Annotated in this window: 18 protein-coding genes; 12 read left to right on the top strand and 6 right to left on the bottom strand. The window is 40.4% G+C overall.

The genetic code is table 11. From position 1 onward, the window contains the following. Positions 1-343: 343 nt before the first annotated feature. The 3 genes from RIB15_RS15755 to RIB15_RS15745 are packed head-to-tail and all read left to right on the top strand — an operon-like array spanning position 344 to position 3390. Complete coding sequence (locus RIB15_RS15755) at positions 344-1837, top strand: acyl-CoA dehydrogenase family protein (RefSeq protein WP_350203137.1); 1494 nt, start codon at positions 344-346, stop codon at positions 1835-1837. Next, the gene (locus tag RIB15_RS15750) at positions 1830-2528 is read left to right on the top strand and encodes an SIR2 family NAD-dependent protein deacylase (protein ID WP_350203136.1); all 699 of its coding nucleotides are present in this window, start codon (positions 1830-1832) and stop codon (positions 2526-2528) included. The genes RIB15_RS15755 and RIB15_RS15750 overlap by 8 nt, the downstream gene beginning before the upstream one ends. Before the next feature lie 4 nt (positions 2529-2532). Beyond that, positions 2533-3390 carry an SGNH/GDSL hydrolase family protein gene (locus RIB15_RS15745; protein WP_350203135.1) on the top strand — a complete coding sequence of 286 codons (858 nt, stop codon included), beginning with the start codon at positions 2533-2535 and terminating at the stop codon, positions 3388-3390. On the opposite strand, the gene RIB15_RS15740 is transcribed toward RIB15_RS15745, so the two are convergent. Together RIB15_RS15740 and RIB15_RS15735 are read right to left on the bottom strand one after the other, a co-directional pair. Then, complete coding sequence (locus RIB15_RS15740; protein WP_350203134.1) at positions 3380-4048, bottom strand: hypothetical protein; 669 nt, start codon at positions 4046-4048, stop codon at positions 3380-3382. The genes RIB15_RS15745 and RIB15_RS15740 overlap by 11 nt on opposite strands. Positions 4049-4114: 66 nt before the next feature. Next, complete coding sequence (locus RIB15_RS15735; RefSeq protein ID WP_350203133.1) at positions 4115-4810, bottom strand: SDR family NAD(P)-dependent oxidoreductase; 696 nt, start codon at positions 4808-4810, stop codon at positions 4115-4117. A gap of 149 nt (positions 4811-4959) precedes the next feature. On the opposite strand from RIB15_RS15735, the gene hisC reads away from it, so the two are divergent. The 6 genes from hisC (at position 4960) to hflC (ending at position 14784) form a co-directional block, all read left to right on the top strand. Next, on the top strand, positions 4960-6072 hold the full coding sequence (gene hisC, locus RIB15_RS15730; protein ID WP_350203132.1) for a histidinol-phosphate transaminase: 1113 nt from the start codon (positions 4960-4962) through the stop codon (positions 6070-6072). An 18-nt stretch (positions 6073-6090) separates the two neighbouring features. Further along, positions 6091-8175: an alpha-ketoacid dehydrogenase subunit alpha/beta gene (locus RIB15_RS15725; RefSeq protein WP_350203131.1), complete on the top strand. Its 2085-nt coding sequence runs from the start codon at positions 6091-6093 to the stop codon at positions 8173-8175. Positions 8176-8282: 107 nt separating this feature from the next. Further along, positions 8283-10094, top strand: coding sequence for a histidine kinase dimerization/phosphoacceptor domain -containing protein (locus RIB15_RS15720; protein ID WP_350203130.1), 1812 nt, complete (start codon positions 8283-8285; stop codon positions 10092-10094). 161 nt (positions 10095-10255) lie between these two features. Then, a complete protein-coding gene (locus tag RIB15_RS15715; protein ID WP_350203129.1) occupies positions 10256-12742 on the top strand; it encodes a PP2C family protein-serine/threonine phosphatase in 2487 nt (828 codons plus the stop codon). A gap of 82 nt (positions 12743-12824) precedes the next feature. Continuing rightward, entirely contained in the window at positions 12825-13835 is a 1011-nt protein-coding gene (gene hflK / locus RIB15_RS15710) for an FtsH protease activity modulator HflK (RefSeq protein WP_350203128.1), read from the top strand. 1 nt (position 13836) lies between these two features. Next, positions 13837-14784 carry a protease modulator HflC gene (gene hflC / locus RIB15_RS15705; protein WP_350203127.1) on the top strand — a complete coding sequence of 316 codons (948 nt, stop codon included), beginning with the start codon at positions 13837-13839 and terminating at the stop codon, positions 14782-14784. 103 nt (positions 14785-14887) lie between these two features. Here hflC and recQ read toward each other — a convergent pair whose 3' ends face one another. The 4 genes from recQ to RIB15_RS15685 form a co-directional block, all read right to left on the bottom strand. After that, positions 14888-17101, bottom strand: coding sequence for a DNA helicase RecQ (gene recQ / locus RIB15_RS15700; protein WP_350203126.1), 2214 nt, complete (start codon positions 17099-17101; stop codon positions 14888-14890). 166 nt (positions 17102-17267) lie between these two features. Then, positions 17268-18245 carry a fatty acid desaturase gene (locus tag RIB15_RS15695; protein ID WP_350203125.1) on the bottom strand — a complete coding sequence of 326 codons (978 nt, stop codon included), beginning with the start codon at positions 18243-18245 and terminating at the stop codon, positions 17268-17270. 193 nt (positions 18246-18438) lie between these two features. Next, positions 18439-19764, bottom strand: a complete 1326-nt coding sequence (locus tag RIB15_RS15690; RefSeq protein WP_350203124.1) for an ABC1 kinase family protein — start codon at positions 19762-19764, stop codon at positions 18439-18441. Further along, positions 19757-20494, bottom strand: coding sequence for a hypothetical protein (locus RIB15_RS15685; RefSeq protein ID WP_350203123.1), 738 nt, complete (start codon positions 20492-20494; stop codon positions 19757-19759). Before RIB15_RS15685 ends, RIB15_RS15690 begins: the two co-directional genes overlap by 8 nt. Before the next feature lie 337 nt (positions 20495-20831). On the opposite strand from RIB15_RS15685, the gene RIB15_RS15680 reads away from it, so the two are divergent. The 3 genes from RIB15_RS15680 to RIB15_RS15670 all read left to right on the top strand — a co-directional run bounded on the left by RIB15_RS15680 (position 20832) and on the right by RIB15_RS15670 (position 23044). Then, on the top strand, positions 20832-21692 hold the full coding sequence (locus RIB15_RS15680; RefSeq protein ID WP_350203122.1) for a hypothetical protein: 861 nt from the start codon (positions 20832-20834) through the stop codon (positions 21690-21692). Between the two features lie 5 nt (positions 21693-21697). After that, positions 21698-22210, top strand: coding sequence for a hypothetical protein (locus RIB15_RS15675; RefSeq protein ID WP_350203121.1), 513 nt, complete (start codon positions 21698-21700; stop codon positions 22208-22210). 78 nt (positions 22211-22288) lie between these two features. Continuing rightward, entirely contained in the window at positions 22289-23044 is a 756-nt protein-coding gene (locus RIB15_RS15670) for a queuosine precursor transporter (protein ID WP_350203120.1), read from the top strand. Positions 23045-23335 lie beyond the last annotated feature (291 nt).

Raw genomic sequence — 23335 nt, 5'->3', positions numbered from 1 at the left:
CCGTTAAGCCCTGCAGCGCCGATGGTACTGCACTCGTGGTAGAGTAGGTCGTCGCCTTCTTCTTTTTTTACCCCAAGCCTCTTCAGCATCCCTGAAGAGGCTTTTTTTTATCCCGGGTAAAATTATTTTCCAAATTAATTTCCCCCGCTCTCCTTTTTGCTTATCTGAGATATTAAGTCTGGATAACTACGTTTTGATGAAAAGCCTCAATCAAATTCGTAATAGTGAAGCGAAAAATTGGAAAGAGTTTTTGTGAAACTATTACAGAAAACCCAATATGGAATGCTTATATTCAGTAAAACTGTTACAAAATTGACTAAAAAACTAAGTAGGCGTAATTGCGATGGATTTTCAAAAATTTCTAAAGAACTACAAAAAAAAGTTATCTGATATTTTTTCAGATAATGTACAGGCTGAAGAGAATACATTAGTCAGGGGAATTGAGAAATCTACATTAAAAGAGATAATGGATTTATCCCCATTGAGTGCTTTTATACCTTCTGAATATGGAGGTTATGGTGCTCATACCGCTGAAGCTCTTGCTATGCTTGAAGCAAGTTCTTATGAATCTCTCCCCCTATCATTGATGATGGGTATAAATGGTGCTTTGTTTTTACAGCCATTAGCGAACTATGCAGATGAAGAGGTTAAAAAAGATATCTACAATCGCGTAATTAATAATAATAAGCTAGGTGGGTTGATGATCACCGAACCTGATTATGGTTCAGATGCATTAAAAATGCAGACATCGTATCAGAAAATTGGAGACGAAACTTATAAAATTGAAGGAACCAAGCACTGGGGTGGACTTACCGGGATGGCGGACTATTGGCTCATCACTGCGAGGAATATGAGTGACAAAGGTGATTTGGGACGCGATATTTCATTCTTTATACATGATACCCGAAATGGAGGTATTGAGGTTGAGGAGTACTACAATAATCTTGGCCTTTATATGCTGCCTTATGGAAAAAATAAAATCGACATTAAAGTAGATGAATCTCATAAGCTGCAACCGAAAAGTACTGGCGTTACCATGATGTTGGACCTGCTTCACAGAAGCCGTCTTCAATTTCCGGGTATGGGAATGGGTTTCTTACGCAGAATGATGGACGAAGCGATGCAGCATTGTAAAGAACGTTTTGTAGGTGGACAAAGCCTGATAAATTATGATCAGGTCAAAAGCCGGCTTTCTGAAATTCAAGCGTATTTCACCGTTTGTTCGGCTATGTGCAGCTTCACCAGTGCCAATGTCCCGCTAGAGAAAAATACTTCCCGAATGGATTTAGAGGCAAATGCGATTAAAGCCCTTGTAACAGACTATATGCAGCGAGCTTCCCAATCTTTGTTACAGCTAAAAGGAGCAATGGGTTATCGGTTGGATAGCATTGCAGGACGATCAGTAATCGATAGTCGTCCGTTTCAAATTTTTGAAGGCTCCAACGATATTTTATATCAGCAGATAAGTGAGTCGGTATTGAAGATGATGCGTAAGCTGAAGAATAATAATCTTCAGGATTTCCTTAACGATTTCCACCTTACTTCACGCTCATCAGAATATTTTAAAGAGCATTTTAATTTTGAAATAGATCCAAAAATGCCCCAACGTAAACTCGTAGAACTCGGACGCGCATTAGGCCGGATTATTTCTATGGAGTTCACTTTAAATCTCGGAGATCAGGGATTTAATAACGAGTTAGTTCAGAATGCCATTAAAACTCTACAGGACGAAGTAAATACCATTATGCAAACGTATAAATATGGTGGTAATGCGGATGTTGTAGAAGAGTATAAAATGGACAGTTCATGGTTTAAATTTTCAATGGTGAATGCCTGATCAAAAGATCGTAGTAATTAGCGGGGCCGGAATTAGTGCAGAGAGTGGTCTCGCTACATTTAGAGATTCTGGTGGTTTATGGGAAGGTTATGATATTAATGAAGTAGCCTCCATTCAAGGGTGGGAAAAAGATCCCGAAAATGTTCTCAACTTTTACAATCTTCGACGCAAACAAGCAGCAAAAGCAGAACCTAATGCTGCTCACCATGCTTTAGCTGACCTGGAAAATTTTTTTGAAGTTTCCATTGTAACTCAGAATGTTGATGACTTACATGAACGGGCTGGCTCAAAACAGGTTCTTCATTTACATGGAGAATTAAAAAGGGCACGAAGTGTTGAGGATGAATCTATTGTAATTGATATAGGTTCTGATCCAATCAAAATGGGAGACACAGCGGAAGACGGAGCTCAGCTTCGGCCACATGTAGTATGGTTTGGCGAGATGGTTCCTATGATTGAACCTGCAGCAATAGAAGTTTCGACAGCAGATATTTTGATTGTGGTGGGTACTTCTTTAGTTGTGTATCCTGCTGCAGGCTTAATTGATTACGCAAAACCAAGCATCCCAAAATTCATCATAGATCCTTCAAATCCCCAGCTCTACGATTTTGATGAATGGACTCATTTCAAAGAAAATGCAGGTTCAGGAGTGCAGAAATTAGCAGACAAACTAAAAAAAGAGTACATATAAAATAATGGCGAATAAAAAAGCTACTGACGAAGAAAAAGGAATTCTGGAGCAGTTTATGCTGCCTTTCTATCATATCACAAAACGAATTCCCCTTTTTCCTGGAAAAAATGATATTAAATCGGAAGCCGGTTTATTTGGCATCACAGAAGGAGAGCTCAAAGAGTATAGAGAGAATTATGACGAGAATGCCCGGCAAGCAGCCCTTGAAATTTTAAAGGAAGATGAAATTGTAGATTGTCTGGATAAGATTCCAATGGACGGAGAAGAAACCATTGTAGCATTTGGTGACTCCAATACTGAAGATGCACAGGGTTGGTTTACCATTCTGAAGCATGTACTGGAAATTTCAGTTGAGAAGGCGAACTTCAAATTTTTAAATGCGGGTGTGTCTTACAATACAACAGCTGAAGCTCTGCGCCGGATTGACCGGGATGTTGTTGTTCATGAGCCGGATTGGGTAATTGTAGCTCTTGGAACTTTCGATGCCCAGCGTTTAAATATTGCTCCTGATCGTACCTTGCTACCTCTTTCAGAAACCTGGGAAAATATAGAGACCATTCAGTCTGTTCTGGAATCAAGAGTAGAGAATCCACTGATCTGGGTTACCCCGGCACCTGTGATTGACGAGATGCTGGAAGAAAACCTGCTATATGATTTTACGATAAAACCGGAGGATTTAGGTCCGGTTCAGGACGTGGTTTCAGGTAAACAAGGAGCTATTGTGGACCCTTCCGCAAACCGAATGGGCAAAGGAGAGCCGAATGCATGGAATTACCTCCCGGATGGTTTGCACCATTCATTATCCGGACATATGGAGACGGCGAAAGCGATAATTAAAAAATTGGCCGAACCTAAAAGTTAACCTTCAGGTTGAGCAAATTAACGGAGGCATTAAGTTTGCGGGACAAACCACTATCTGTAGTTTGGTAAGTAGTAGTGATAGAAGGAGAAATCAACCCGATGCTTGTTTTATTATCAAATTGAAGGCCGACTAATCCATCAGCTCTTGGTACCGGACTTTTCATTGCCGTCGAAGAGGTTGGTGTAATCCGTTGAGAAAGAGCAAAAGCATCAATCAGCCCGACTCCAAACCCAACCCAAGCGCCAATACCAGCTCCATATTGCAATCCATCTATTAAAGGTTCATTAGCTACAAGCATAACCGAAGTAGTAATGACTGCTCCTGCTGCCGCACCATAAAAAGTATCAAGTAAAACGATAATACTGGTATTATTACCATCATTAAATAAACCCTGGACAATCAATTGCTGCCCACCCGAAGATGCAATATCATAGGCTCCAACACCAACACCATATAAAGTTCCAAGCCCAACCCCAACACGTAAAGGGGCAAAGTCAGTATTACTATTCAAAGCCATGGTGGCACCTCCCAATAGCGTCCCATTTACGGCGCCATTCAAAGTGTTTCCAGCCAATAGTTCAATAGTCTGAGCTTCAGAGGCTTTAGTTGCTGAAAAGATAATTGTGATGCAAAGGAAAAATGCTGTAAGTGTACGCATTAGGGTCTCATAGATTTTTTGATTTAACCGAAGTTAGTAAATAATGAATGCCAATACCATTAATGACTATCCGGGATCGTTTAAAGCTACAGGCAAAACCTTCCCATTATAAAACTGATGACCTGTTAATATAAAATTGGCAATGTAGTCTCCCATTTGTTGGGGAGAAACCGGAGCTTCAAAACCGGGAAAAGCTTCAGCAAGCATCTCGGTTTGCACAGCGCCAATACATAAACAATTTACGGCGATATTTTCATCTGTAAATTCAGCACTCATTACTTCGGATAAGCCAACTACTGCTGCTTTTGCAGTTCCATAAGCTGAAAGCCCACCAAACTTTAAACTACCTTGATAACCAGACATGCTAGAAATATTCAGTATATGGCTTCCTTTTTTCAGGTGGGTCTTCATAGCTTGTGTCAGGCGCACAATTCCATATACATTTACATCCATAAGCTTTTTGAACACTTCGATATCTGTATCCATAAATGCTTCACGGTGAACAACCCCGGCATTATTGATCAAACCATCCAAACCATTAGTTCCAGCAACAGCATCAGCTAATTTTTTGATGTCTTCTGGTTTGGTAAGGTCTGCTGGGGTTGAAATTATTTGTCCGTTGTTGGCAGCTTTTGATAATTCCTGAAGCTTGTCTTTAGAACGTGCTGTAGCAATAACTGTATGATTCTCTGAAGCCAATTTCAGTGCAGTCTCATATCCTATGCCACGACTGGCTCCAGTAATTAATATCGTCTTACTCATTAATTGATGGGTATATTATTAGAGATTTAAAGATTGAAACAAAAGCAAATGTAAATAGTTCGTTTAAGTTGTTACATGCTTGGAAAAAGCGCTTTTTTAGTGGTAAATTTCTGCTCTGTCAAAAATTCTAAAAAGTAAGTTAAGGCTTAATGACTACAAAAACTGGTAAACCGTTAGTACCCAGTAATATAGAAACCCTAAAACCCTATGTTGCGGGTAAGACCATTGCAGAAGTAGCAGATTTATACAAACCCAAAAAAATAGCCAAGCTTGCTTCTAACGAGAACCGATTGGGGTGCAGCCCCAAAGTAAAGAACGCCATTGATCAGGCGTTTAAAGAAATTCAGGATTATCCTGACCCTGTTGCCCGCAAACTAAGAGCCGCTATTGCTGAACGAAATGGAGTAAAGAGCGAAAATGTATTATTGGCTTCTGGATCGGAAAGCATTATCTCTATTTTATGTAAGACCTTTTTTCTGAACCGGGAAAATGCGGTAACTGCAGATGCCACCTTTGTTGGGTTTTTTGTGCAGATTGGTGTTCGTGGCGTTCACCTTAAACGGATTCCGATGACATCGGGGTATAGGTATGATGTAAAAGCTATTGCCAATGCCATAGATGAGAATACTAAAATGGTATATATAGCTAATCCTAATAATCCTACTGGTACATATATCAACAAAGATGAATTTGAGTGGTTTATGCAACAGGTTCCTGAGGATGTGTTGGTAGTGATGGATGAAGCTTATTTTGAATATGCAAAAGACGTCAAGGATTATCCTCAGGCACTGGATTATGATTATGAAAACATCATAGTGTTAAGAACCTTTTCTAAGGCGTATGGCCTTGCAGGATTCAGGGTAGGATATGCAATAGCTGATGAAGAACTCATCAGTAATATGATGAAAACAAAGCTTACCTTTGAACCTACAACTTTGGGGCAGGCAGCAGCTCTGGCCGCATATAATGATCATGAGTTTCTGCAGAAAAGCGTGGAAGTTGTTGAAGAGAGTAAAAACAGGTTGTACCAGTTTTTTGATAAACATAATGTTGAATATGTGAAATCGATCTCAAATTCAGTGATGATGATCTTACCTTCAGAACAAGAAGCTATAGATTTGACTCAGAGTATGTTGGAAAAAGGGGTGATATTGAGACGAATTAATGCCTTCGGATTGCCAAACTGTATCAGAATTACAGTTGGACTTTCAGAGGAAATGGATCACTTTGAACAATCGTTTTTAGAAGTAACTAAGAAGTAAGCAGTAAAGATTTTATTTATGGCCAAGACAAAAACGGCATCAAAAAAAGAAAAGAAAACAGCACCAAACGTTGATTGGAATAGCGTTGCTCAGCTTATGTTAAACTCAAGGGCAATGGATGCCAAGGAAGAAAACGAGCTGGTTCCTAACAAAGAAGTATTGTATCAGTTTTCGGCCCGCGGGCATGAGCTTGGACAAATTTTGTTAGGGAAACTACTTACCAATAAAAATGATGCGGCCAGTGCATATTATCGTTCAAGACCGCTTTTACTCACTTTGGGGCTTTCTGAGGAAGATGCAATGGCTGCCCCGATGGGGAAGTCAGGTGGCTATAGCGATGGGCGCGATATTGGTGTGGTTTGCAATAAACCAGAAGCTGACAGTCCTAAAGTGCTTCCAATGGCTGGGGACGTAGGTTCACAATACACTCCGGCAATTGGCTGGGCGCAGGGTATTGAATACCGCAGAAAAGTGCTCAAAGAAAAAGAGTATGATAAAGCTATTTCTGTAATTCTGGGTGGTGATGGTTCGGTAGCTACAAATGGGTTTTGGTCGGCATTGACGATCGCGACTACCCAGAATCTGCCAGTACTATTCTACATTGAGGATAATGGGTATGGAATCTCGGTGACTAGTGAATATCAAACTCCGGGCGGTAAAATCAGCAATAACCTTCAATCGTTTAACAACCTGAAGATATATGACGGCGATGGTACCGACCCGGAAGGTGCTTCATCGCTGCTCGAAGAATCAGTCAACTATGTACGTGACAGGAAAGGCCCTGCACTTATCCGCTTGACAGTTCCAAGGTTAAATGGACATTCTTATCAGGATAACCAGGCTTATAAAGATGATGAGCTCCTTAAAAAAGAGCAGAAGAATGATCCGCTCGACAAATTAAAAGCCTTTATGGTTCCGGATTATATCACAGAAAAAACATGGAAAAACTGGGAAAAGAAAGCTGATAAAACTATTGAAGAAGCTGCACAGGCCGCATTAAATCGTCCGGAACCTGATACCTCACAAACAGAGAAGTATGCTTTTGCTGAAGACGAGGTTCAGACTATAGGGGGATTAGTTGTAGAAGGCCATGAATTTCCGAAATTTACTGAAGAGCCCCAACCTGAAAAACAGCGTATTAATATAGTAGAGGCTATCCGAAGAACCCTGAAGTACGAACTGGAGACCAATCCAAAGCTGATGGTTTTTGGGGAAGATGTGGGAATGAAGGGTGGCGTTCACGCTGCTACAATGGATCTCCAATCAGAATTCGGCGAAGATCGTGTTTTTGATACCAGTCTTTCTGAAGAAGGTATTATTGGCCGCGCTGTAGGGCTTGCGTATTCCGGTTTGATGCCGGTAGCAGAAATTCAGTTCAGAAAGTATGCAGATCCGGCTACCGAGCAGCTTAATAATTGCGGAACAACAAGATGGAGAACTGCCAATCGATTTGCTGCTCCAATTGTCGTACGTATGCCGGGAGGTTTCGCTAAATGTGGAGATCCATGGCACAGTATGAGTAACGAAGTGTTTTTTACACATGCCATTGGCTGGCAGGTAGCCATGCCAAGCAACGCTGAAGATGCAGTTGGGTTATTGAGATCTGCCATGCGAAGTAATAATCCCACGATCTTTTTTGAGCATCGAAATTTATTGGATGCCAAGTACGCCCGAAAGCCTTATCCGGGAGATGAGTTCATTGTTCCTTTTGGAAAAGCAAAGAAATTGAGAGAAGGAGAGGAACTCACCATTATTACATGGGGAGCTATGTGTGAACGCAGTGAGGCCGCCGTTGAAAAACTGGGAGTTTCTGCGGATGTGCTAGATCTTAGAACATTAATGCCCTGGGACAAGGAAGCAGTTCTGGATTCTATACGTCGAACAAACCGATGCTTGATTGTTCATGAAGATAACAAAACAGCCGGGTTCGGGGCTGAGATCGCTGCCGTTCTTGTGCGCGAAGCCTTCACCTACCTGGATGCTCCGGTTGAACGAGTAACTATGCCTGATATACCTGTTCCTTATAATGTTAACCTGATGAATTCGGTGTTGCCAACAACCGGGAAAATTGCAGATAAGATAGAAGAAATACTCTCTTTCTAAGTTCTGGTTAAATTGTTACATGAGTCTTTTTTAATTTTAAAATTATAGAGTTTCCTATGTGGAATCTCTATAATTAGAGGCGTTCAACTCTTTAATTTTTATTAGTCTTGAGACTCGGTACAAAAATAATAATTGGCTTTATATGCATTAGTATGCTGTTGGCTGTTGTTGGTTTTATTTCTGATCACTACACATCAGAAATTAGACAGGAACAGTTACGTTCAGTAAATGAAGCTTCGGAAGTAGTGATTTATACCGGGGAAATGGAACGCAGCTTATTCCAAAGTCTGATCTTTTTAAATGGAATAAGAGAAGCCCTTGTTGTTGAAAAAAATTATGATACGGTACAGGAGCTACCCGCAGTTGTAGAGCTTATATCGCAATTTGAAAGAGAACTGGAGCAGTTTGAAACGTCTTTTTCTAAACTGGAAACACTGTTGATTCAGGATCAGCGTCTTCCGGAAGATGTAAGCGAGCTACTTATGAGCTATGAAGTTTATAAGTCTATAGCATTCCAATGGCTTGACTTAGGGGAAGAGAATTTCAGTCAGGCTAATATTATGTTCATCAACTCGATTGAACCTTACTTTAGAAATAACATCATTCCGGAGATTACACAACTTCGAAGTTTTGTTTTATCTATTCAGGAACAGCGGAATGTACAGCTTTCAAATTCCCTGCAGAGAGCAGAACTCATAAATTATATCGCAACGCTGAGTTCTGTTCTACTGGCTATTGTGTTAGCTGTTTATATATATAGGTCTATTGCCAATCCGCTGGCAAAAATGAGTATTACGGCCAAGAAACTGGGTGAAGGTAAGCTTGATGAACGGATTGAAGTAACTTCAAAAGATGAAATTGGAGAATTGGCACAAGCTTTTAACTCAATGGCGGCTGGCCTTCAGAAAAAAACCGTCTCAAAAGCATATGTAGATAACATTATTGAATCTATACAGGAAGCCTTGTTTGTAACGGATAATAACGGGACTCTTATCCGGGTCAATTCCGCAGCAGCTGACCTAATGGGATATAAAGTGGATGAAATGACGAATCGTCCAATCCAGGATTTTTACAACATGGACGGCATGAAAACGGAATATGAGCAGAATAGAAAAGATAAAAAGTCTTTTGAATTCGCTCTAATCCATAAGGATAAGCACCTGTTACCGGTTTTGTTTTCTGAAGCAGAATTAATGGATACACAAGGTAACAAGGTGGGTACCGTATCAGTCGCTAGTGATATTTCTGAGCGTAAGCTACAGGAAGAAGAAATCCGTACCTCTTTAAAAGAAAAAGAGGTGATGCTCGCTGAAATTCACCACCGAGTGAAAAACAACCTTGCAGTAATTTCAGGATTACTTCAACTTCAAAGCTATAGCGCAAAAAATGTTGAAGTTGAAAAGGCATTAAGTGACAGCCAAATGCGAATCCAATCTATCGCGCTGGTTCATGAAATGCTATATGAGAGTGAGTCGCTGGCCTACATTGCATACGATAAATATGTTAACGATTTACTTCAGGCCATCAGTAGCATGCATATGAATGGGCAAAAGAATATCGAGCTCTCCGCTGATGTTGAACCAATTTCGTTAAGTATCAATCAAGCTATTCCCTGCTCTTTACTTATTAATGAACTGATTGTAAATGCCTTTAAGCACGCATTTCAAGGTCAGCAGAATGGAAAAATAAATGTAAACATGACTCAGGCCGATGATAAAATAACCATGCTTATTTCGGATAATGGTCAGGGTTTTGATGTTGAGAACTTTACAGACTCTGATTCATTAGGGTCAACGCTCATCAGAACACTTGCAGGTCAACTGGAAGGAGATTTTGAAATATTGGAAAGCTCAAAAAAGAACGGCAGTATCTTTAAAATTGAGTTTATCAGAGAGCAAGAACTGAGTAGTCGAGATTAAGTGAATCCTGCGAAATCGTTAGTAACAAAGCTTCTAAAAAATCGTAGCTTGCTTTGATAGTGTTAATTCCTGTCATTTAGATGATATAAGATTAATTAGGGCAGATTTAGTTGATAAACCGTCGCACCTTTGTTTTACTTTTTTGTGGATTAGCGGGATTGGTGAGCTATTTTCTTCTCCGTCCCGAGATTGAATTCTATGCTTCAGGTCCGATTTCTGAAAGTAAAGAAGCAGTTGAAGAACGTCTTGCAGAAATTGCACCACAACTTGGTTTTTCTGCCGATTCCCTCGCCATAATGACGATGCGAAAGCAGCACCTGAAGTACCTAAAAACGCTAGAAGATACTTTAGCGGAAGAAACCAATCCGGCCAAGCTGAACAAAGCAGACGTGCATATTCAAAGCTGGGAAACTATTGTAGGCAGTAAAAACAATAGCAGTGGTATGTTCGCCTCTACAGGACAGTTATTTGAAGATACCGGCCGCCTTAAAATTAATGTATCCAATGCCGGAAGGGTTATTCGTTTACAAGCTCATTCTGGAAACCCCAACCCTACCTTTCTTCAGGGAGATTCCCTGTTGGGAATAGCAAATCGTCTAGTTGGAAATACTTTAGGGTATGATCTGGAAAAGTATGAAATCGATGTAGACAATTCTGACGATTCCTCTTTTGTGGTTCTGGAAGAACGTAATCAGAGAGTAGTAATGGAAAATGGGACAGCCAATACCCTTGACATAACCTGGAAAAGAAAACCAGAGGCAAGCGATACTCCTCAAACACTTTCATTAAACTTAAAACCGGTGGTTCGGGAAATAGATAATGAATCAGGTTTTCGGACGGAGTTTGGTTTTAGCATAGAGTCATTTTCAGCGATGAATCAGTTTGAACCTGAAAATTTACAAGCCAGTACTTCAATTGATAATGACAGTGACTTATACTTTTCTTATGCGCTGTTCATAGCCTTATTTATACTGGCTATTCTGGTTTTCACAGTAGGTATCAGGAATATTTTTAAAGGTAAAGTAGAATGGAGACGGGCGTTAGTTCTTTTTATCGTCATTGCACTTACTACGTATGGCTGGCGAGCAATTTTCTTCATTTATACATTCAACGACTTTCTGAACAACACCGGTATCTTTGGGGCAACCATTAATAACGTGTTATTTGCCTTGGTGGTAGGTCTGTATGGTTCTTTGGCGTACATCAGCTGGGAGGCCTTGGCTCGTTCCCAAAAACAAAAGCAGGTTGATGTTATTGATGCCCTCTGGCAACGTAAATTTTTTGTAAGTGAAACCGGAGCAGGGCTTATTCATGGCTTTGCGATTGGGGGTATTCTGATTGGTATTATATCAGCGCTGTTATATTTGATGGGGGAATTTTTGGTCCAGGTCGATAGTCAGTTTGGATTTGCTGAGGCCAGCATTCAACCCAAATTGCTCACTATTAATATGAGCGCATGGACGGTAACCTGGCTGGTCTGTATTGCTCAAATTGGCTTTGTTTATTCGATCATAAATCACTGGGTAAAAAAAGAATGGCTGGTAGGACTACTTTCAATCATATTTACAGGCATTTGTATCACAGTCCTGGGGCGGTTAATAGGAACTAGCGGCTCCGTTTTTGAAGACCTGATCATTTACCTGGGAATTGCGGTCATCCTGATTTATGCAATCCGTGAATTTGGACTTTTGACAGTTTGTACTGCTTCATGGTTCTATAGTGTGTTTTTTATGATGCAGCCTTACCTGGGGTCTGACTCGATGGAAGTAGCTTATGTAAGCTGGGTTCAGGCTTTTATTATAGCAGGGCCATTTATCTATGGATTTATCGCTTATCGATATGGAGTTTCTGTAACAGAGGTGGGTGGATATATACCTGAATACGAGGAACGCATAGCTCAACATCTTCGGGTTGAAAAAGAAATCGAAATTGCACGTGAAAGTCAGTACAAACTGATGCCACTTCAGCCTCCCAAAGCAGATGGAATTGATGTCTATGGATTTTTCCTTCCCTCTTTTGAAGTAGGAGGCGATTACTTTGATTACGTGCTTTCCGAAAACGAGCAAGGTAAGCCAACCGCTCTTACAATGGCTGTTGTTGATGTATCCGGGAAGGCAATGCGTGCTGCAATGCCCGCCGTTTTTACAAGTGGGTTGTTACTTTCGCGAATGAAAGACGACATGCCGGATGAGGTATTATCACGAATAACGGAGCCTATATTCTCAAGAACCGACAAAAGAACATTCATCACCTGCGCGCTGGCTCGTTATGATTTTGAAACAATGAAAATGAGTATAGCCAATGCAGGGCACTGTCGCCCTATACTTAAACGAAATGGTTTGGCTGAATATATTCATACTCCCGCACCTGCCTACCCACTAGGGTTAAGAACAGGAGTGAAGTACAAAGCCGAAACAATTACTATGAAGAAAGGCGATTTTTTCCTGTTGTATTCTGATGGTTTGCCTGAAGCAGTGAATGAAATGGGAGAGCGTTTTGGTTTTGATGAAGTCCCAAGGTTGATAGAATCTATAGATACAGAAAACTTATCAGCGAATGAGATTGCCCAGGAAATAAAACGTACCGTTCAGAAATTCAGTAACTATCAATTGGCAGACGATACTACTATCATATGCCTGAAGGTTTAAAAAGTAATAAGACAAATCGCCCAATTTTGACAGGCTGCAAGCGAGACGTCTCAAAAATAATATTAATCACAAAACATAGAACATGGCTCAAGATCAAAACTTTGATTTTAATGTACCGCCGCAGTTCGAAAAGATTTCAAAAAACATTCGGTTTATTATTGCCGGATTGATTGTTGCTTTGCTCGGCTTCTCCACATTCTTTACGGTTGACCCGGAAGAGGTAGGAGTTGTTGTGCGGTTAGGTAAATTCGTAGAAACCGTAGAACCCGGATTGAATTATAAATTACCACTTATCGATCAGGTGGAGTTGGTTCCTGTTGAACGACAGCTGAAACAAGAGTTTGGCTACCGTACGGTTCAGGCAGGCGTCCAAACCCAGTACCAAAAAGCAGGATATGAAGATGAATCGCTGATGCTAACAGGCGATTTGAATCTTGCGGATGTAGAATGGGTGGTTCAATACCGGATAAACGATCCGTACAGTTATCTCTTCAAAGTACGTAATGCTGAATCAACGCTTTCGGATATTTCAGAAGCGGCAATGCGCCAAATTGTAGGGGACCGTACTGTAAATGAAGTGTTAACCGTTGGTCGTGCCGAAGTTTCTATTCAGGTTCAGCAACTAATACAGGCATTGGTAACGGAGTATGAAATGGGAATTACCATAGAACAGGTAGTGCTTCAGGATATCAATCCGCCAAATCCCGTAAAACCATCGTTCAACGCAGTTAACGAAGCTCAGCAACAAAGAGAGACCTTAATTAACCAAGCCAGAGCCGATTACAATCGTGTGATACCAAGAGCACGAGGTGAAGCCCAGGAAACCATTCAGCGTGCTGAAGGTTATGCCTCTGAAAGGGTGAATACAGCAGAGGGTGAAGTATCTCGTTTTAACGATTTATACACCGAATATGTGAAAGCCCCGCAGGTTACAAAACAGCGGATATTTTTAGAAACTATGGAAGACATAATTCCGAAAATGGGAAAGAAGATTATCATGGATGAAAACGGTAATAATGTATTGCCACTGCTTCAAATGCAGTTAAATGGTGTGCAACAATCATCCACTCAAAACAATAACGGAGGTAACTAAGATGCAACAAGCAAAAGGAATAATTGCCGGCGTTATTGGACTAGTTATAGTTTTAACTGCACTTGACGGATTTTATGTGGTTCATGAAACCGAACAGGTTATAATCACTCAGTTTGGTGATCCTGTTGGAGAGGCTATAACTCAGCCTGGACTAAAGTTTAAGATTCCGTTTATGCAGGAAGCGAATTTCTTTGAGAAGCGTTACCTGGAATGGGATGGAGACAGAAACCAAATTCCAACACGGGATAAGAAATTCATTTTTGTGGATTCTTATGCCAGATGGCAAATCACCGATCCCCTTCAGTTTTATCAACGGCTGGGGAATGAGCGGGGAGCACAATCACGTTTAGATGATATTCTGGATGGTGAAACCCGAAATGCAATAGCTTCTAATGATTTGCTGGAAATTGTACGAACCAGTAATCGCGAACCGGATACTTCCGGAGCTGCTATTTTAGAAGTTGTGGAAGATTCGTTGGAAACGATCAAAACCGGTCGTGAGACCATTCAGGAAGAAATCCAGCAAAAAGCGAATGAGCGCGCTACCGATTTAGGTATCGTAATTCTTGACTTCCGTATTAAAAGAGTCAACTATGTACAAGATGTTCGCCAGACGGTTTATGACCGTATGATTTCAGAACGTAACCGAATTGCTGATGAATTCAGGTCTGAAGGGCAGGGAGAAGCTTCCAGAATAAATGGTGAAAAAGAACGCGACTTGAAGCGAATTCAGTCAGAAGCATTCCGTCAAGCGGAAATTATTCGCGGTGAAGCGGATGCGCGGGCTGCAGCCATTTATAATTCGGCATATAACAGAACCAATCAGGCGAGGGAGTTATACTCGTTCATGAGATCGATGGAGGCTTATACCAAAACCATGGATAAAGAATCGAATATCATACTGTCTACCGACAGTGACTTTTTCAGATATCTGAATTCGATTGATTAAAGAAATCGAAAGTTGGTATTTAAAGCATGGGTGGTGAGCCCGTGCTTTTTTTATGTTTAAATTTTGCGGGATTTATAACGTTTAATATCCAGCAAGTAAATGGTCAGCCTTTTGAAATTAAATGCAGCTGCACCACTTTCAATTCATCATAAGGTATTTCTTCGGAAAGGGCTTCAAAAACAGGCCGAAGCATTTCGGTGCCGTGTTCATCAAAGGCTTTTCTTATCTTTTTCAAATCAGAACTGCTCAGGTTCGATGCTTCTAAGATCTTGTCAGAGGGTATTGCATTTCCTGCTCTTACAAACTTGATTAAATATCCCACAATTGTGCTTTCCTTAACACTGATTTTTGTAGCTATATCCGAAATGCTGTCTCCCTCGCAAAACAATTGTCCAACTTCGTAAGGGCGACTGCTTTTGCTTAGTGTTTTCCGGACTTTACTTTTTCTTTTCCGGTCAGACTTTGACCTTTCTTTCAGTTTATGATCCTTACTGAAACCGATAATGATGTCAAGAAAAGCCGTGCCGTATTTTTCTGCTTTTGCCCGGCCTACTCCATGAATTTTCAAAAAACCCTCCTTTGATTGGGGACAATAATAAGCCATCTCGATCAACGAGGTGTCTGCGAAAATAACGTAGGGAGGAACCTCTTGCTGTTGAGCCAGGTCCATTCGTCTTTCCTTTAGTAAGGCAAATAAGTTTTTGTTGAAGTCGAGCGACTCGATTTCGGATTTAGCATTTCCGGTTCGTGCTTTTTGCTGAGGTTCTTCTATCACCCCAAAAACCTCCTGCTCACCCTTGAGGATTTCAATGGCTTTGGGAGTAAGCTTTAAACTTTTATGTTCAAACTCTCTCACGATGATGTCTTGTTTCATGAGTTCTCGATACAGCTGTTTCCACTCCGGCCGGCTGAATTCTTTTCCAATTCCATAGGTTGAAAGCTGATCGTGCCCAAACTTAAGAACTTCTTTGCGGCGTGAACCGACCAGGATGTTTTTGATATGGTGATACCCGAACTTTTGGTCCGTCCGGGCCATTGTTGACAAGAATTTCTGAACGGGAATGGTGATGTTTTCTTTTTCGGGCGTATCGCCGGTGCAGAAATCACACATTCCGCAATTTGGCTCATTGAAGTTTTCTCCAAAATATTGCAGCAACTTGATACGCCGGCATTGGTGAGCCTCCACATACCCCATTAGCTTTTGCAGGTGTTGCTCTGCCACACGTTGTTCGGCTTCCGCTTTCTGGTCAATGAAGTACCGGATCTTGGCAGCATCTCCATAACTGAACAGAAACAGGCAATCGGATTGCAGGCCATCACGCCCGGCGCGTCCAATTTGCTGATAATATGATTCGATATTCTTCGGCATGTCGTGATGAACTACAAACCGAACATCCGGCTTATCAATACCCATACCGAAAGCAATAGTGGCTACAATGATATCCACCTCATCCTTGATGAAAGCATCTTGGTTTTGGGCCCGCTCCTGTTCTCCAAGTCCGGCGTGGTAGGGCAGGGATTTGAATCCATTTGCATTCAGATCCTGAGAAAGTTGATCAACCTGTTTTCTTGAAAAACAATAGATAATCCCCGACTCCCCCTCGTGTGTTCGTATAAAATTAATCACCTGCTGAAGAGCGTTGTTTTTTGATTCAACATTCAGATACAGGTTCTCACGGTTGAAACTGGCAACAAAAGTATTGGCGTTTTTCAACCCCAGAGATGCTGCAATATCCTTCTGTACACGGGGTGTTGCGGTAGCAGTAAGTCCTAAGGTAACTGCATTGCTGAATCGATTGGTGACATCAGCCAGTTGCCGGTACTCCGGGCGGAAATCGTGTCCCCATTCTGAAATACAGTGGGCTTCATCAATGGCCACACATTCAACATTTAGTCCTGAAAGCAGATTCAGGACATTACCTTTCAGCAGAGTTTCGGGAGCCAAATACAAAAGCTCCAGCTTGTTCCTGCGGATAAGGTCGAGTGTGTTTTGGTATTCCCCGGGTGAAAGCGAGCTATTCAGGTACGAAGCGGAAATTCCATAAGCAGTAAGTTGGTCAACCTGATCTTTCATCAGTGAAATCAAGGGAGAAACAACAATGGTAAGTCCATCAAAAATGAGTGCAGGAATTTGATAGCAAAGTGATTTCCCTCCCCCGGTAGGCATTACGGCAAGGGTATCACGCTTTTGGAGTACGTTTTCAATTATATCTTTTTGGAGCGACCGGAATTCCTCAAAGCCGAAAATATCATGAAGAATATGTTCAGCTTGTTGGAGGTCCGGCATAGTATTAAAGGTGGTTTCTGTATGGTTCATCGTCTTTTTCTAAAGTAAGAGCAACGAAAACCGAATTCCTTACAGATTTATATAAGTGTGATATGGCTAGCTGCCCAGACTTTTAGCCAATTATATATAAGACAATCTCATTTAAATAGATTGTTTCTCCGTTGAGTAAAAAATAAATGAGCAACTATCGGGCAGGTTATTTTTCCTTTCTGGAGCTTTTTCTCCTGACCCGGCTGTGTAAGGAAATATCAGCGTTTGTGATGAATTTAAATAATACCCGGGTCCAGGAATTGTGGGCATACAGGTCACTGTAATATTCAGGAGCTAATTTCTTTAGCTTCGGTAATCGGGATCCTGGAATGCGCGGGAAATCATGATGCTCGTTATGAAATCCTACATTGAACGAAAGCTTGTTTAAAGGGCCATAATAGGAGTAGGTCTCTTGCCCTTCTTCAAAGACGTAATGTTCGGAGATAAAATGTCCGGCAAGCGGATGCAAGCTACCGGCAAAAAATACTGAGACCGCTAAATAAAGAAGAGCTTGCCACCCGGCAAAATAGATGAATAAAGCAATAACAGGGAACTGAAACACCATATTAATGAAGTGCCACTTTTTCATCTTTAAAGGGTGCACAAATAATGGACGTATTATATAGCATAATATCTGGTTGAAAGCCCAGACCAGCTTTCCCCATAAACCTTTAAAAAAGCCTGCTTCTACAGGATGTGGTAAATCGGCATCATGATGTTCATCACCTTGCTCGGCATGATGCATCAAATGATAGGTTTTAAACGACATCGCATAAGGAAAAATCATCGGGATGTTAGCAAATATGGCGAGCCAGTTATTATGAGCTCTTTTCTTGAAGGCCAAATGATGACTCAATTCATGAATTGCCAAAAATAAAGCATGAGAAATAGTAGCGCCGAATATGTAAGAGGCCGCTAAAAATAAAGCCCAGTGTAAATTCAGAGCAAAGTAAGCGGAAACCATTTGAAGAAGAACCAACCCAAAAACCTTATACTTCAGAGAAGTATCTACTCCGTAAAGTTCTCTTACCTGGGGGTATTTTTTTAAGATTTCCTTTCGACGCCCCATGTGGGGTTCTGCTTCATCTGACCAGTAAAACCCGTCTTCGTCTCTTTTGTACCCTTCAGATACTGAAGTATTCATGTAGAATGTTTAAATGCCGTTTTCTATTTCAACAAATATAACAAAATATTGTATGCACACTGATATAATTACTGATTATATAGGTATCGAAAAAAGAAGGTTGGTCCGAAATGTTATCTTCTCGGGTTGGCGGAAACAAAGCTAAACCCGTTACGGTTCGACCCTTCCGGCAAAAAATACTGCGGGGCTTTATCTATACCAATTCCCTAAACTCCACATCCAGCATCTCACTTAATATTTCTTTGCTTTTTGAAGTATCAACATGAGCGCCAAGTTTCATCAAAAGATTATAAAGCCCCAGGTGTACACGGGTAGTGTATAAAAAGTGTTGAGATCCGCGGGGTTCATTACCAATGGGAGCGTCTTTGGTGAAATACTTAATTTTATTTCGATATTCTTCGTCACCGAAATCAAAAACTTCATATTTATAAGGCTCAGCGAAAGTCATTCCATAGTTTCGCGCAAAGTGAAAATACTCCTCTTCCTTTTCGGGGCTATCAGAGTCTGCTTTTATAACTTTTAATTTATGGTAGAGCTCCCGAATAGCTTCTTCATTACCATGCAGATGAGTAGGAAGCAAGCTGAGGTAATTCATGAAAAATTCTTCCGGAAATTGTTTCACACAGCCAAAATCGATTACCCCGAGTTTATCATCATTTGTGAATAAGAAGTTCCCGGGGTGCGTATCGGCGTGAACGTAATTCTTATCCTTAATTTGCTGGTGGAAAAAATCCCAAAGCATTTGCCCAAACCGATTTCGTTGTTCCTGAGTTGGTTCTTCTTTAAGAAATTCATTCAGGTGCCGGCCTTCCAGGTAAGTCATACACAAAACTTTATCCGTAGAATACTCTTTGATCCATTCCGGTATTACGATATTTAACCCTCCAAATCGCTCCCGAAAAAGCTCAATTTGCTGCCCTTCATTAGTGTAGTCGGTTTCTTCAAGCAGCGTTTCTTTAACTTCATCGAAATAGGGATCAATCTCGGCACCTTTTTTTACAATCCGCTTTACCAGAATTTTGGCCAGCCCTAAATCAGAATTGATCGTCTCTCTTACATTCGGGTATTGAATTTTAATAGCAACTTTTCGGCCATCTTTTAATTCTGCTTTGTGTACCTGTCCGATAGATGCTGCTGCAAATGCTTCGGATTCAAAATGTGCAAAAAGTTGCTCAGGATAACCCCCGAGTTCTCTCTTTATAATAGAACGAACGAGCGCTTTATTGATAGGAGGAACCGAATACTGAGCCTGACTCATCACTTCAGCAAATTCTTCAGGCAGAAACCCCTGATCCATACTCATGCCCTGGGCTATTTTAAGGGCTGTTCCGCGAAGCTTGGTGAATTCCTTAAATACTTCTTTCGCGTTTTCAGAATGAAAGTCGCTGTCAGAACTTTCATTCTCCTTTCCGGATTTTTTACGGAGATATCGCTTGGCGTAGTTGGTTCCAACTTTGAGCCCGGTCTTGGCAATGCGACTGCCTCTTTCAAATTTCGAGGATGGGAAGTCATTACTCATCTTCAGTCTCCTCGTCTTCTTCATCTGTAATTTCGACTTCAACTTCCGGTTCATCCTCAAACCAACCGGAAACCCATTCGTTGAAATCTTTCACCTGCTGGCTGAAGCCAAAAGCACCTAAAGAGTACTTAGCGAGATCAAATCCTTTGTCTACAATTTTTGAGTAGACCAGCTCTTCAATGAAACCGGTAATTTTATCGGTGAGGGCAAAGGTACGCTCTCGATCCTCACTATTATCTTCCAGCCAAAATTTAATGAGAAATAGATACTGCGTTTTAAGTGAACTGTAAAATAAGTCTCCTATTAAAAAACCGGCGCTGGTTGCGATGTTCCCATCTGAAGTGAAGAAGTCTTTAAATAAGTGTTTGACTTCTTCTTGAAATTCAGAATTGCCTGTGCATTTCCATTCATATTTACGGAAGGTATCCTCGACAAACTCACGCCGATCATCCATCATATCAAATAGGGTAAAGATGAAATTGGATAGTTTTTCTGATATAGAGTAAGAATCAAAATCCTCAATTTCTCCAACCATCGCGCGGTACCGGATCACTAAAGAAGGATAATAGAATTTCAGAATAGCTTTTTTGTTGGGAAAGAGGGCGTAGATTTCAGAGGCTGATTTACCCGTTTTGTCAGTTAAATTGGGTATAGTAAATTGATCTTTTATATATAGGTCAATGGCTGCTTCTGTCAGCTCAATTTTAATATTTAGTTTTTCTGTATCCATATAGGTGACTTAATTTCATCTGCAAAACGAATGTACGAGGGTTTCAGTTCGCTGGTACGGTATAAATTGGAATAATGTTTTGAATGATCTGCTTCCGGTTGTGTTGCAATAGCTTAAATGAGGTTGGGGTAAAATTTGCTCGCCATCTTTTTTTTACGTATCTATTAGTGCAACATAAATAATACATTAGAGAGTAAATGAAACAAGCATATATATATATATATTAACTACCATAGTAATTTTTGGGGGTGGATGTACACCAGAGGAAAATCCAGTAACCTCTGCTAGTTCAAATAGTTTGAATTCCTCATCTGTTTATGAAGTCCAAGAAAATGAGATGGATTATTCTTCCTCAAAAAAAGATACCGGCTCGGTAAATACATTTTCTCCCACAACTTCTTCCTTTGATGAGCCATGTGACCCTGCTACTTGTATAGATCCGCCCGGCAGTGGTGGTAGTGGAGGTGGACCATCATGCACACCAACAGATCAATATAGACTTGAAGCATCTGTGAATAGTTCTGGCGCATATACTTACAATTCTAGTATTCCAACAAATCAATTAACTCCTTATTGGGGTAGCATAATTCTGACTGCAAAGGATGCAATAGGAAACACATCACAAAATGGGTCTCCTTATCATGAAGTATTTGATTTAGATAGAAAAGTAAAAGTAACGACCACTTTAACTTCTGGAGGTCAACTTAACTTCTCACTTTCACTTTTTGATATGTATGCTAGGGCTTGGTTTTCTAGTAATAATGGATTTATTTCTAATGCTGATGTTGTAGCAGAAGCTGATGAAATAAATATTGAAGGAACTTACACTTTAGCCAACGATAATTTTTCATTGACTGATTTTGAATTTGAAAACCTTAATGTCAGTGTTAGTTTATCGGGTTTTACAGGGTGGCTAGCAGATGTTTTTGGTTACACCTCTACAGCAGAAAGTGAGGTCGAAGATGAAATTAAAAATTTAATCTCGAATGAGATCAATAGTTTTAATGCTAATAATCCGAACATGTATGTAAAGTCATTAATCGATTATCAAGGAATAGAAAATATTCTCCCTGCTTTAGACTTAGCTATAGCTGAGTTAGTAAAAGATGATGTTGATGCAACCCTTTTATTGGCGTTACCCTCCTGTGGTGATATTACTAGAGATGGTCTAATTAAACTTAATGTAACTACTAATTAAAAATCATGAGATCAATAAGTACTTTTGTTCTGCTACTTTTAATTAATAGTACTATAGTAGCACAGCAAATTGAATCCTCAGAAAATAACGAAGCTATTAAGAGTCCCAAGAATTCTATTTATGTAGAATTTGCCGGAAATGGAATTTCCTACAGCTTAAATTATGACTACCGGATTAAAGAGAAGATTGTAGCCAGATTAGGGGCTAATTATGCCCCTACTTTGGTGGCGCCTGGGGTCGGCGTGCTTACCCATGGGAGTTACCTTTTTGGTAAAGAAGATGAGTTTTTTGAATTGGGAGCTGGGTTACTATACGTTTTTTCAGAAGAGCCTGCTTTAGTTCCTTTTGTAGATAATTCTGGCTCTATCGAGGGCGGTATACTTACGGGTACCATCGGGTATCGCTATCAATCAGCAAAACGTCCGGTTTTATTCAAGGCTTCATTAACTCCTTTTTATAGTTTTTTTGCTGACCGTATGTTTATTTCTGCAGGGTTGAGTATTGGCTACACGTTTTAAAACGATTCTCCCCGCTTTACAGTTTGATTGCTAAGAATTAGATATCATTCTACACAATCACTCACTTATTATTTAAGAATGAGCAAACAACATAAGCGGGACATATTATTTCTTTCTCTGGCAGGGGTATTTTTAACATCGCTGGTTTTAGGAAATGTAATAGGCACTACCAAATTTGTCACCCTTTTTAGTCTTGAATTACCAGATTGGCTGAGATCCATCACTCCTTCTATTGTGAGGGATGATAGTATATATACCATGAGTGTGCCGGTTGGGGTATTAGCCTACCCCTTTACTTTTTTAGCAACAGATTTAATTTCTGAACTATTCGGGCGCAAGAAAGCGCAGCTCGTAGTATGGGTTGGCTTTGCAATGAACTTCTTTATGCTATTATTAATGTCGGTTGGGCATTGGCTTCCCAATACGGGAGGTGTAAGTGGCGGACTTCCATTATTCGAGGGGGTGTATGAATTTATGGTTGGCAATACCATAGCCAGTATGATTGCTTATTTGACTGCACAAACGGTTGATGTCCGTTTATTCCATTTTTGGAAAAATCTTACCGGGGGCAAACATCTTTGGTTGAGAAATAATGCATCAACTATGTTCAGTCAACTGGTAGATTCCACAGCAATTTTGACCATTTTATATCTCGCCGGAAACCTAGGCGATAACGTAAATTCTGTAGCCACGCTCATCATCCTGATCATCAACAGCTATTTATTCAAATTTTTCTTCGCACTTTTCGATACGCCACTCTTTTATTTGGGTGTAAGATTTCTTAAGCACTACGATGAAGACCCTTCAGGGCACTCTTTATATGAATCTGGGTAACTCATGATTTCACAGAAAAAAAGTGAAAGAAATTTGAAATAAAATTTGCAGTGAATAGGGTTCAGCCCTTACCTTTATAATCCTTTCGAGGAAATGAAAATCGCTGACTAAAACTTATGTTTTGGCCGGCATTTTTTTTCGCTGAAAGGTTTGTTCTTAGACATATTGAAGTATAGATCAGATTGTTTGTGCGAGCGAGAGCTTGTTCAATTTCTTGATGCAATTTTTTGCATTTTAAAATGACCAAGAGCGTAGGGTCAGCTCACAGAGTATTATATAGTATATTTACAA

The sequence above is a fragment of the Gracilimonas sp. genome (assembly GCF_040218225.1).
Classification (GTDB): domain Bacteria; phylum Bacteroidota; class Rhodothermia; order Balneolales; family Balneolaceae; genus Gracilimonas.
The sequence above is the reverse complement of the archived record's forward strand: the minus strand, read 5'-3'. Positions and strand labels throughout refer to the sequence as shown.